At 42.6% G+C, this 12,377-nt stretch carries 12 protein-coding genes and 1 tRNA gene; 7 read left to right on the forward strand and 6 right to left on the reverse strand.

The features are described 5' to 3' along the window. Positions 1–10: 10 nt before the first annotated feature. On the reverse strand, positions 11–2,722 hold the full coding sequence (locus RMY27_RS14425) for a CBS domain-containing protein (RefSeq protein ID WP_322664230.1): 2,712 nt from the start codon (positions 2,720–2,722) through the stop codon (positions 11–13). Between the two features lie 157 nt (positions 2,723–2,879). Between RMY27_RS14425 and psbZ the strand changes: the two genes are divergently transcribed. The 5 genes from psbZ to RMY27_RS14450 all read left to right on the forward strand — a co-directional run bounded on the left by psbZ (position 2,880) and on the right by RMY27_RS14450 (position 6,402). Continuing rightward, positions 2,880–3,068 (forward strand): photosystem II reaction center protein PsbZ, encoded by a 189-nt coding sequence (psbZ, locus tag RMY27_RS14430; RefSeq protein ID WP_322664232.1) that lies wholly within the window; start codon positions 2,880–2,882, stop codon positions 3,066–3,068. A gap of 192 nt (positions 3,069–3,260) precedes the next feature. Beyond that, the gene (gene ribH / locus RMY27_RS14435) at positions 3,261–3,839 is read left to right on the forward strand and encodes a 6,7-dimethyl-8-ribityllumazine synthase (protein WP_322664234.1); all 579 of its coding nucleotides are present in this window, start codon (positions 3,261–3,263) and stop codon (positions 3,837–3,839) included. Positions 3,840–3,973: 134 nt separating this feature from the next. After that, positions 3,974–4,045, forward strand: a tRNA-Gly gene (locus RMY27_RS14440). 682 nt (positions 4,046–4,727) lie between these two features. After that, positions 4,728–5,135 carry a hypothetical protein gene (locus RMY27_RS14445; RefSeq protein WP_094348002.1) on the forward strand — a complete coding sequence of 136 codons (408 nt, stop codon included), beginning with the start codon at positions 4,728–4,730 and terminating at the stop codon, positions 5,133–5,135. A gap of 4 nt (positions 5,136–5,139) precedes the next feature. Beyond that, positions 5,140–6,402: a glutamate-5-semialdehyde dehydrogenase gene (locus tag RMY27_RS14450; RefSeq protein WP_322664236.1), complete on the forward strand. Its 1,263-nt coding sequence runs from the start codon at positions 5,140–5,142 to the stop codon at positions 6,400–6,402. Between the two features lie 89 nt (positions 6,403–6,491). On the opposite strand, the gene RMY27_RS14455 is transcribed toward RMY27_RS14450, so the two are convergent. Next, entirely contained in the window at positions 6,492–6,647 is a 156-nt protein-coding gene (locus tag RMY27_RS14455) for a hypothetical protein (RefSeq protein WP_322664238.1), read from the reverse strand. Between the two features lie 211 nt (positions 6,648–6,858). Here RMY27_RS14455 and RMY27_RS14460 point away from each other — a divergent pair, with 211 nt between their 5' ends. Beyond that, positions 6,859–8,430 (forward strand): alkaline phosphatase, encoded by a 1,572-nt coding sequence (locus tag RMY27_RS14460; protein ID WP_322664240.1) that lies wholly within the window; start codon positions 6,859–6,861, stop codon positions 8,428–8,430. A 620-nt stretch (positions 8,431–9,050) separates the two neighbouring features. Further along, on the forward strand, positions 9,051–9,902 hold the full coding sequence (locus tag RMY27_RS14465; protein WP_322664242.1) for a universal stress protein: 852 nt from the start codon (positions 9,051–9,053) through the stop codon (positions 9,900–9,902). Between the two features lie 147 nt (positions 9,903–10,049). On the opposite strand, the gene psbM is transcribed toward RMY27_RS14465, so the two are convergent. The 4 genes from psbM to tgt form a co-directional block, all read right to left on the reverse strand. Beyond that, a complete protein-coding gene (gene psbM / locus RMY27_RS14470) occupies positions 10,050–10,166 on the reverse strand; it encodes a photosystem II reaction center protein PsbM (RefSeq protein ID WP_084227279.1) in 117 nt (38 codons plus the stop codon). A 210-nt stretch (positions 10,167–10,376) separates the two neighbouring features. Beyond that, the gene (locus RMY27_RS14475) at positions 10,377–10,673 is read right to left on the reverse strand and encodes a 2Fe-2S iron-sulfur cluster-binding protein (protein ID WP_322664244.1); all 297 of its coding nucleotides are present in this window, start codon (positions 10,671–10,673) and stop codon (positions 10,377–10,379) included. Between the two features lie 185 nt (positions 10,674–10,858). Further along, positions 10,859–10,996 carry a photosystem II reaction center protein K gene (locus RMY27_RS14480; RefSeq protein WP_006195022.1) on the reverse strand — a complete coding sequence of 46 codons (138 nt, stop codon included), beginning with the start codon at positions 10,994–10,996 and terminating at the stop codon, positions 10,859–10,861. Positions 10,997–11,105: 109 nt separating this feature from the next. Further along, positions 11,106–12,257: a tRNA guanosine(34) transglycosylase Tgt gene (gene tgt / locus RMY27_RS14485; RefSeq protein ID WP_322664246.1), complete on the reverse strand. Its 1,152-nt coding sequence runs from the start codon at positions 12,255–12,257 to the stop codon at positions 11,106–11,108. Positions 12,258–12,377 lie beyond the last annotated feature (120 nt).

Consider the following 12,377-nt stretch of genomic DNA (forward strand, 5'->3'; position numbering starts at 1 on the left):
CAGAGCTATTTCATTTAGGATAGTGTTGCGCTAAAAACTCCTCAGCTTCAGTCTTGTCTTTAATTACTCCATCCAAGGTGGCAGCAAGTATATCATCTAATATTTGTCGATATTGAGGCCCTGGTTTGTAACCAACTTTCTTTAAATCATTACCATTCAATAGTGGCTGCACATTAGCCCAAACAGTTAAATATTCCCAAATCTGATGTCTAAGCGATCGCGGACTTTGCAAAGCGATTAAAATCAGCATTGGTAAATCATACTGTCGTAACAACTGTACTACTTGACTAGGACTTTGACGCTCAGGCAAAGATTCCACTACCTCATCTTGGGCAAAAGCCAAGTTTTGCAAGCGTTTAATGCCATCTTCTTGCAGCTGTAGATTCTTTGCAACTTTTGCCCGATATTGTGGTTTTAGATGGGCGATTAACGCTTGTAAACGCATTTCCCAATGGATGAGGGTTGGTTGTGGGTCAAATCGCTGCAAACAGCGTTCTAGCAAACGTAATTGTCGTAGGACTTCCACATCTAGCTTCAAGCTAGGATGGATGCATTGCAATGCCTCTAAGTTATCTAGCAACTGCAAAGCCGATTTCCAGTAGGGGGCTTCTAAGATGTGTCTTAGTTCTGTTTTCAGTCGAGTTTGCAGGGCTGGAGTTCTGCTATTCTCTTGAGCAGTGCGATCATAAACACCACTGTTAATGGCATACCGGATAAACTCTTCAGTTTGCGCTTCTATCTCAAATCCGAAGCGCACGGCAAAGCGCACGCCACGAAAAATGCGGGTGGGGTCTTCGATAAAGCTATTAGCGTGCAAAACCCGAATTTGCCTAGCTTGTAAATCTAGTAAACCACCAAAGAAATCAAGTAACTCACCAGCACGAGGCGAAGTCAGGCGCAAGGCGAGGGCGTTAATGGTAAAATCTCGGCGATACAAGTCTTGACGAATGGAACTCGCTTCAACTTCTGGATTTGCGGCTGGATAAGGATAGAATTCTGTTCTAGCGGTGGCAATATCTACCCACAGAGAATCTAATTCCGGGTCTTTGTGCCACAACAAAGCCGCAGTTTGAAAAGCCCCGTGGATTTCTAAGCGAGCCGTAGGGTAAAGTTGTTGGAGTGCCTTTGCTAATTCCACACCAGCACCGACATCTGCTGATTTATGAAAGCCATCAACCACAAGATCGATATCTTTAATCATCAAAGTGCCTGATGCTACTTCTGCTAATAGCAAATCCCGCACCCCGCCACCCACTAGATAAAGATGCCAACCCCTTTTCTCTGCCTCTTGCGATGCTGTGGTGAGTAATTGCCATAATTGTGGAGCAAGGCAATTTTGCAACTCAGTGCTAAGAGGAATTTTGAATTTTGAATTTTGGATTTTGAATTTTTGCTCTCCTCCCTCGTCTTCATCCCTTTCTTGATGTAATTCCCGTAAGACATCAGTACGGGTAACAATGCCCAGTAACTGCTCATTTTCCAATACTGGTAAGCGTCCGATATCATAAGTCACCATCACCGACTCAATTTCTGGCAATGTCGTATCTGGTGTAATCGTTTTGAGATTCTTGGTCATATAGCCCTTGACCGGCGCATGACTAAATCCGTGGTGTAAGGCGATATCAATATCCCGCCGCGAAATAATACCTACTAGTTGCCCTTGAGTATCGACTACAGATAAACCAGAGTGTCTATAGCGTAATAAAATGCGCTGGGCTTCGGCAATTGTGGTTTCAGGCAGAATCGTGCGGACAGGAGAAGACATCAAATCCCTAGCAGTGGGGGGATGGGGAATTTGTGCTTTTACCCCGTCAAGGAGTTGTTTTAATATTGCTTGCGAATCAACTCCCCTTAGATTTAGCGATGCAGCTTGCGAGTGACCGCCACCACCCAAGAGTTGGAATAATAGATTAAGATTCGTTTTGGGAATTTGCGATCGCCCAATTACAGTTAACCGTGAATCCTCTTCACTTAAAGGATACTCATTAGCTAAGAGTAGGGCATCAATTTCGGTTATTTCTAGGAGTTCTGATGCCAGACTCGACAGCCCTGGCACAAAACTATCTGTTTTCAAAGTTACCCAAGCAACCGTATATCCATGTAGATAGAGATATTCTAAACTTTCCAGAGATTCAGTTAATAGCTGCTGCAATTGCGGAGATAATCCGGGGTCACGGTAGGTGGAAATTACTGATAAACTAGCCCCTTGTTGCATCAACCAAGCCAAAGCTAGGGCATCCCGTGGTGTGGACTGATCATATGTCAAAGAGCCAGTGTCAACGTGGATACCCAAAGCCATCACAGTTGCTTCGGCAGAAGTCAAGGAAATTTCCTGTTGTTGCAATTGCTCAACGATTAAAGTTGTGGTGGCTCCTACTGAGTCTATATGCGATCGCGTGGCAGAAATATCTGATTCTTGTCCTAAGTGATGGTCATAAACTATAATCTCTCTTACAGTAGGTAAATCAAACCACTCAGCAGCTTTACCCAAGCGATCGCGCTGTTGTGTATCCACCACAGTCAGAGAGCGAATTTTTTCTGGATTCACCGAACGGCGTTCAATCAGTGGATATTCATCCCGATGCAATGCTAAAAAATCCCGTACAGTAGGATGAGAGCCGCCAGGTAGCACAATCTTGCTTCCCGATAGTAGGCGCGTCAACCCTACTGCTGCTCCTAATGCGTCAAAATCTGCTGTTGTGTGGCAAAGAATTAAATCCATAGTTAAAAGTCATTAGTCATTAGTCACTTGTATCTAGACAAAGGACAAATGACAAAAATGTTGCAATTTCTGCTAGCTTAAAAATAATAAGAAAGTGTCAGTGTCGCCCTTTAGGATATTCTATCCTTAGTATTTCGCTGTATTGGGAGAAGTAAAAATGACCATAATATTCCAATTTGCCTTGATAAGTCTAGTCTTGTTGTCTTTTGTCCTGGTTGTTGGGGTTCCGGTTGCTTATGCCACTCCCCAAAACTGGAATGAATCTAAAAAACTGCTCTGGGTTGGTTCTGGGGTCTGGATTGGTTTGGTGTTTTTAGTTGGTTTGTTAAACTTTTTTGTCGTTTAGGCGACGGCTTCGCTCTGGCGCAGGCACATAATATAAGAACTAGAGGGGCAGAAAAGCCAAGGTCAAAGGTTAAGGGAAACAAAGGATTTTTTCTTTTTCCTACTAACTTCATTTTGACCGTGCTTTCCTGCTCCTCTACATTTAAATAAGAAATGTATATTGGCCAGAAGTATAGTTGATAAAGAGGCAGTCATGGCAGTTTTCGAGGGAACTTTTACCCAAACGGAGCCTTTGCGGTTTGCAGTGGTGATTGGTCGATTCAATGACCTTGTTACCGGAAAGCTGCTAGAGGGATGTCAAGATTGTTTAAAACGCCACGGTGTAGACCCTAATCCCCAAGGTAATCAAGTGGATTATGTTTGGGTTCCAGGAAGTTTTGAGGTACCTTTAGTAGCTCGCCAATTAGCACTTTCCCATCGTTATGATGCTGTAATTTGTCTTGGCGCAGTCATTCGAGGACAAACGCCCCATTTTGATTACGTATCCTCAGAGGTTTCTAAAGGCATTGCCGCCGCTAGCTTTCAAACTGGTGTGCCAGTAATTTTTGGCATTTTGACAGTAGATACTATGCAGCAAGCCTTAGAACGGGCAGGCATAAAAGGTAATCATGGCTGGGATTACGCCCTGAATGCCCTAGAAATGGCTAGCCTGATGCGGCAACTGCGTTCTAACCTGGCAGAGCCATATTCTCGTAGTAGCCAGTCTTTGCCACCCTCTTTTCCAAGTGCCAGCGTTGGCAATTTAACTTTGGAGTCAGAAGAACTCGGTTAGTCTGTCATTAGTCATTTGTCCTTTGTCCTTTGTTATTCACTAATGACCAATGACGAATGACTAATGACTAATGACTAAATTAAGGGGTTGACAATTACAGATAAATCTGAGATATTAGTATTTGGGTGATGATCGCGGGTATAGCTCAGTGGTAGAGCGTCACCTTGCCAAGGTGAATGTCGCGCGTTCGAATCGCGTTACCCGCTTCCAACTAAAACCTCTTGAATGTAAGAATTTCAAGAGGTTTAGTGTTTTTAGGGTGCGTTAAAGCGTTTGTAGATTAGCTCTGCACCTTTGTAAAGCCCTCCAAATGTTTACAGGTCAAGAAAAGTTAGCCACAATATATTTAGACAAAGAGTTACACATACTAAGATGCTTTGGTAATTCTTGCCCTGTAAACACTTGTGTGTGAACTCCAAGGAATAGATATTGGACATAATGCCGATCTAACCTTGAGAACTGATAGTAATATATAGTGACAGTGACCCAAAGAGAATTTAGCGGGTTTGTTGCTGTGTGTTGTTTACGAGCGTAGCCTTCCCAAAGGATTTGCTTTAGGAGTGGTTGCCACCTATGCTTAAAATTGTATCAGGTGTGTCAGCATAATAAATTTCCAAAAACGCAACCACATTACGTTGAAAGCGACAGATGAAGAGAAGGAAATTTTTAAACAAGATCGCCAGCTACGGGGAAAGATTACAAATAGATAACTCCGTACTGATTTGGCAATTAGTAGAATACTTAAAGTTAGCTGCATCTACTGTTAGTAATCAGGGCAATGTTTGCATCACCTTTTTATGTATATAAAGACAGAAGCCTTTAAGGTGTTTTCCAAGGCATTATATTCTCGTAGTTCGTGTAAAACACGCTCAAGTTATTAGAACGCTTGTGCAATCTCAAAAACCCGAAAAAATCGATTTCAATACCGAATACCCCTGTCCCTGTCGTCGCCGGGGTCAGCTAATTCCGATTACGCTAACAGAAGCATTTGGTTGCGATCGCTGTCAGCAAATCTTTGTTGTAGAAGATAATGGTCATGTCCTAGAACAGCTTTCCACCACCTATCCCTACAAACGGGCTTGGCGTTGGATGGGAAATAGTTGGCATGTTGTCCATCCCCGCTTGGGAGAAAGCTATTTGCCTATAGCGCTGGGCATTATTTTCGTGCTAGTGATTATATGGCTGCCATTAGCACTGCGATTGGCAAATGGTTCCAGCATTATTGCTTGGGCAATGGTGGCGGTGCTATTGGCTATCTTACCAGCACTAATGGTCTGGCTTACCTACAGACGTTAACTCAATGACTGTTGAATTGGATGACCACCCCGAACCGATTACTAGTGCCCAACGAGCCTATCAAGCTTCCCTAAAGCTGGCGCTCACAAAGGGAGCAGACCGGAGTCGTGCAGTATTGGCAATGGCAAAGGCGATTGAACGCTCGTTTGATGACATTCTAGAAGCCAATACCTTGGATTTAGAAGCCAGTCGGGAAATGGCGGTGCCTGAGTTGATATTGGACTGGCTGAAGCTGACTCCCACAAGGCTAGAGATGACAGTGGACATTTTACAACGGTTGGGGGAATTATCAGATCCGCTGCGACGCGTCAGAACCGCTGATTATCAACTGGAAGATTCTCAAAGTTACACTCAGTTAATGCCCTTGGGAGTGATTGGATTTATTTATGAAGCGTTTCCCGATTTAGGGGCGATCGCAGCGGGTTTTTGTATCAAAACTGGTAATTGTATAATTCTCAAAGGCAGTACTGAAGCTAGCCATTCTAACGCAGTAATTGCTGACGTACTGCAAAGTGCGATCGCAGAAGTTGGCCTAGCTCCCGGCTGTCTAGAACTGATCACAGCAGAACATGGTGCTTCAGTTCGGGATCTAGTTACCCAAGACCAGTACGTGAATTTAGTAATTCCCTACGGACGTTCTAGCTTAGTGCAGCAAGTAGTCCGACAGTCAACTTGCCCAGTTTTAAAGTCGGCGATGGGTAACTGTTACCTCTACTGGTCGCTCAATAGCAGCTTAGAAATGGTGCGCTGGATGATTCTTAATAGTCATCAAAGTGAACCCGATCAAGTTAACGCCATTGAAAAGGTACTAATTCATCGTCAAGCCTTGCCATCATCTTTAGCTGTCTTGTGGAACAGCTTGATGGAAAAAGGCTTTGAAATAAAAGGCGATGCAGAATTAGTCCAAGCCTTTCCTCAGTTGCAGCTGGTGAAAGAAGGCGAATGGGGAAACCCTTATTTAACGAGGACAGTAGCTTTTAAACTAGTGGATAGCTTAGAGGCTGCGATCGCCTGGATTAATGAATACAGCAGTGGTCATGCTGACTCCATCGTGACTGAATCCTACCAGGAAAGTCGGCAGTTTGCGTTGGGAGTTAACAGTGCCTCTACCTACATCAACACTTCCCCGCGTTTTTCCCGCAACCCTTCGCGGGGAGATTCAGTATTTCTCGGTATGTCTAATCAAAAAGGTCATCGCCGGGGATTTATCAGCCTGGAAACATTGACCACCGTTAAGCACATTGTTCAGGGAAATGGCAGATTTTAAATAATTCGTAATTCGTAATTCGTAATTATAAGAGGGTTTGCCAAAAGTGCCTGTAGCGGCAGTTCTGTTTAGGTTAGGGTCTAAATGTCCTACAAAATTCTCCCAATGCCCCAATCCAATTTTAAACTTAACACAATCTTAATTTCTGCTTGATCCTGGGTTGGTAACTTTTTTGTGGTTGGTTGAGCAGCTATTAGGAGACAAGTTAAATCAACATAATTAGTAATTACTAATTCATAATTCATAATTCATAATTCATAATTATTAAACGATTTACAATCTGCTGTTTCTATAAGAAGCAGCCGTATTTTGTTTAGGTTTAAATCCCCATACAAAACGCAATTACGAATTACGAATTACGAATTACGAATTACGAATTATTTAAACTACTATTTGTGCTTTTGGCAATTGACCCTCCTGAATGCCAACTGTATTTACATCTGGGAAGGGGTGAATATGGAACTTATGGATGATATGCGCCTGCTAGCAAATCGGTGCAAACGGCGGAATTTTTTGTTGGGTGCAGGATTCTTAACAGGGTTAACAATCGCTAGCCAATGGCATCCAGTATTGGCTAAATCAAGGTTTTCTAGCTATCCGTTCAGTCTTGGTGTTGCATCTGGCGATCCTTTACCGGATGGTGTTGTTATCTGGACACGACTGGCTCCCAATCCACTCTCTGGAGGTGGAATGCCACTGGTAAATGTTCCAGTGCGGTGGCAAGTCGCCCTTGATGAAAACATGAAACAGGTGGTGCGGCGAGGAACAGTGCTGGCGACACCAGAGTTAGCGCACTCAGTCCATGTTGATGTCCGTGGGCTAAACCCTGAGCGTTGGTATTGGTATCAATTTCAAGCAGGTAAGGAAGTTAGCCCCATTGGACGGACTCGTACAGCACCAGCATTTTATAGCTATACCCAACAACTGAACTTTGCTTTTGTCTCCTGTCAAGACTGGCAAAATGGCTACTATACGGCTTATCGGCATTTAGCTGAGGAAAATCTCGACCTTGTGGTTCATCTGGGTGATTACATCTACGAATACGGGCCACAATCTGGTGGCCCCCGCCAGCATAATAGTCCAGAAATTATCACTCTTAAAGACTATCGCGATCGCCACGCTCTGTACAAAACTGACCCAAATCTCCAAGCTGCTCATGCGGCTTTTCCCTGGATTGTCACTTGGGACGATCATGAAGTTGACAACAACTACGCCAACTTAATCCCGGAAGACAACCAAACCCAAGAGGCTTTTAGAAAACGGCGAGCTAATGCTTACCAGGCTTACTACGAACACATGCCCTTACGTCAGTCTTCATTGCCCAAGGGCCCAGATATGCTGCTTTATCGGCGGTTGACTTTCGGTAATTTAGCTGAGTTCAATGTGCTAGACACGAGGCAATACCGTACTAATCAACCTTGTGATGATGGAATTAAGCCTCGCTGCTCCCAAGCTTTTGATACAAATGCTACGATGACCGGCTCAGAACAAGAACAGTGGCTACGAAAAGGGTTAGACCAATCGCGATCGCGCTGGAATGTGATTGCTCAACAGACCATGCTAGCCGAGTACAATTTCAATAGTAATCCAGGTGTAGGTGTCTTCAATGTAGATCAGTGGGACGGTTACGTGGCTGCACGTAATCGGCTTTTGAGTTTTCTCAACCAGCGCCAACCCTCTAATCCAGTGGTAATTACTGGAGACATCCATTCTAGTTGGGTACACAACCTCAAGCTTGACTTTAATAACCCAAACTCGCCGACGGTAGGCACTGAGTTTGTAGGAACTTCAATTACATCTGATTTTCCCACCGCATTTCTCGCTCCAGTTCAAGCTTCCCTAAGCAACAATCCCCATACTAAGTTCTTTGACGGTGCTTACCGAGGATACGTCCGCTGCAACCTGACTCCAAAACGCTGGCAAAGTGACTATCGCGTTGTATCAAGCATCGTTGACTTGAATGCCTCTGTCAAAACCCTAGCTTCCTTTGTAGTCCAAAACGGACAACCAGGGGCACATCTAAGTTAAGCAAATCTCACAAGTAATCAAACAAACCCCCCAAATAGAATCTGGGGGGTTTAAATATAATATTAAATCTAATTTCGACTATTAGAATATCTGAATTCGGATCTTGTTATTCCACATTTTGCGGATGTTGCGATTGAGTAATCCTATCTGAGTTACCCAAACTGCAAAAGGCTTAAAAAATCTACAGAATATAGGGAACTCAGGAGGAGTGTAGACTATTTAGGTGGGAAGCGAGCGCTTGTTAAGGCTTATACTAAATCAATTTTCCTATAGAGTTATTTTTGCATTTATTTGCAATACTTAACTAACCTCTAATTAACAAAAGTAAACATAGATTAAAAATAATAACTAACATCATAATTTATTAAGTTCATCAAACTAAATTGAGAGTATGCTCAATAGTTGAAGTCTAGTTAAAAGTTTAAGTAACTAAGTGCAAACAAACTTAAACATTTGTTTAGTTTTTTATCCTTTCTCATTTATTTAGGTGTTAAATACTAAAAAACAAAGTTTATTTGTGCCAACTTACTAACTAGGTTGTCAAGCAAAGTGGTGAAAATCCGACCAGAGCCAAGTACCAACAGCGAAAACAAAAGTAAACTTCACAAAAATTACGTAACATGATCAGAAGAATTTTGCTGGCTGTATCGGGATTGGGACACGCAGAGGAAATGCTCAAAACTCTGAAAGAAATCCCTTCTGTTCAATCTGCAAAAGTTACAATTTTGCATGTTGTTCAAGCACAAAATACTGCTACTACCATGACAGCTAAATGGGAAAATGGTGGCAAAATTCTGGCGAATGCGATTCAAACTTTGAACTTAGATCCTAGTCAAGTTTCTTCAATTTTGCGTGAAGGCGACCCTAAAGATGTGGTTTGCCAAGTAGCTGATGAAATCGACGCTGACTTGATTATTATGGGTTCACGTGGACTGAAGCGGCTGCAATCGATTTTATCCAACTCAGTCAGTCAGTATGTTTTCCAGCTATCTTCTCGCCCCATGTTGCTGGTAAAAGATGACATTTATGTTAAAAGAATTAAGCGAATTATGGTCGCAATAGACAATTCTGATTCAGCAAAAAATTGCTTGAAATTGGCATTGTTTTTACTGCGAGATATTCCAGGCGGCGAATTAATTTTGGCAAATATTAGTACAGATTTTGGCGGTAAAAAATCGGAAATCACCCAGGTTAACTCAGACAAAAATCCAGTTTTAGCAGCCGCTGTTGCAGAAGCTGAAAAACAAGGCATCCAATCTCGTTCTTATATCAGCAGTGGTAAACCTGGTGAAGAAATTTGTCGATTGGCAGAAGAGTTGAATATAGACTTACTATTGCTCGGTTCTCCAGATCGTCGTCCATCGATCGCTAAGAGTTTTGTTGATATAGATCGCCTCATCGGATCTTCCTTGTCTGACTATGTTCGAGTCAATGCTACTTGTCCAGTATTGTTGGCGCGGACAATAGCTTAAAGTCAACAGTGCTGAGTATAATAATTGTTGCGATCGAATAGTAAAGTAAGACTTTTGTTATCTTTACTATTCAGCGCTAAGTTGCTGGTTGATAAATAAAAACCCCTACACTATTGGTGCAGGGGTTATTTATTTATGCACAAACTCTTAACTATCTTTTCCACCTTCGCGGCTAGCAGTTTGGATGTAAAGAATTAGTAAAAACACGGCGGGGACTAGTACGAACAAAATGCTCGCTATGAACCCCAGGTCATTAACTTGCATGGCAAGAAAACCTCTCTTTAATTTCCAGTCAACAACATTAGGATAGCATTATCGATGACACAGTTATACCAATTCAAAATTCAAAACTTGTACTGAGCTTGTCGAAGTATTCAAAATGTCCGCATATCATCTCGTTGAGAGTAAACTTAATTTTGGTAAGTATTTTGACTACTGAGTGGATAAAAATTGAAGCAGTGGCAGATTTGAGAACTAAGGTTTCGTGACTACGCTGACTGAGCCATTGACTAAAGTTTGACAGGCAAGGCGGTAATTTTCTGGCTTTTTTTTGAATTTCCGGTTTTCTACGTCTGTGCGAGGGGAAAGATTTTCTAGTCCTTCGACTATCTCGACAATACAAGTACCACACTGACCATTACCACCACAATTGGTCAGCTTACCAATTAATGTATATATGTCAATGCCATTTTGTATCGCCTTGAGCCGGAGATTAGCACCATCTGCTGCCACTACTTCTTTATCTTCTTTAACGAATTTGATATTACCCATAACTGATTCCTCCTTGACTGTAAGCTTGGCTTTCAAGGCTTTATATTGACATGGACTAATTAACATCTTATTTCTTATAATAATTCATTACAAAATATTAATAAATATTAATTTTATAAAACATGGCGCTACAAAAAAATAGGACAGGTAGAGTACCTGTCCTATAAATTGAAAAATAGATTAACTTACCTAAATCCCACAGCTGCTTGCCAAACGAAAGCAAGCAACAAGAAGAATACCGGGATAACTGGGAGAACGTCTACCAAAGGATCGAAGATTTGGTAAGCTTCTGGCAGTTTTGCTAATAAAAGTGCTGCTTCCATGTTTGTTTAAATCCACCTATCCAACACAGCTTTCATAATTGAGAAGTATCTTAACATGGTTTGGTCATTGGTCATTGGTCATTTGTCATTTGTCATTTGTCATTTGTCATTAATCTTCTGCTCCTCCACTCTCGATTGATTTCTCATCTCCCCTTTCTTCGGTGAGCCAGTGACCAAATTCTGCGACAAAGCGATCGCTCAATATTGCTTCTCTAATTTTTTGCGTAAAGCGAATTAGTTCGGTAATGTTGTGAATGCTCAACAAGGTATAAGCCAAAATTTCCTGCGATCGCACTAAATGAGATATGTAAGCACGGCTAAAATTTTGACAAGTGTAGCATGGGCAAGTTTCATCTAATGGCGTAAAATCTTCACGAAACTTAGCATTTTTTAAATTCCAGCGTCCGCCTTGGACTATCGCTGTACCATGTCTTGCCCAGCGGGTGGGAATAACACAATCAAATAAATCTATACCAGATGCGATCGCGATCGCTATTTCCCGATAAGTACCCACACCCATTAAGTAACGCGGCTTTTCGGGCGGTAAAAGTGGTGCTGTCACTTTGACAATCTCAGCCATTAATTCTGGCGGTTCTCCCACACTCACACCACCAATGGCATATCCGGGCAAATCTAACTTAGCCAAAGCTTCCGCCGCGTGGCAACGCAAATCTAAATACACACCCCCTTGCACAATCCCAAACAACGCCTGATCGCTGCGTTGATGAGCTGTTATACAGCGTTCTAACCAGCGGTAAGTGCGCTCAGTTGCAGTTTCTACCTCTTGGCGAGTCGCTGGGTAAGGCGGACACTCATCAAAGGCCATAATCACATCAGCCCCCAAAGTATTTTGTATCTCAATGGAGCGCTCTGGTGTTAAGTTAATAATTTGTCCATCATGGGGTGAGCGAAAAGTTACGCCTTCTTCAGTAATTTTTCGCATCTCGCTTAAGCTGAAGACCTGAAACCCACCTGAATCTGTGAGCATTGGGCCGTTCCACCCCATAAATTTATGCAACCCACCACCTCCAGCCACGATCGCTTCTCCTGGTTGTAGGTGAAGATGATAAGTATTGGATAAGATCATTTGCGCCCCAGTCTCTCGTAGCTGGGCTGGGGTGATAGTTTTGACATTAGCCAGTGTTCCCACTGGCATAAATCTGGGGGTTTCTACAAGACCGTGAGGGGTGAAAAACACTCCTGCTCTAGCTTTGGTTTGGCTACAGCAAGCAAGACATTGAAAAGAAAAATTCGCACTCATGCCATTTGGAATTTTAGATTTTAGATTTTGGATTGTGAAACGCTAATAGGTAAAGAGTTTCAGAAATCCATCTAGACCTCCGCAAGGGTACTCCCGCCACACCGGAACGGTTGGCGGTGA

Origin of the sequence: Nostoc sp. DedQUE09 (genome assembly GCF_034530915.1) — a bacterium.
Classification (GTDB): Bacteria; Cyanobacteriota; Cyanobacteriia; order Cyanobacteriales; family Nostocaceae; genus Nostoc.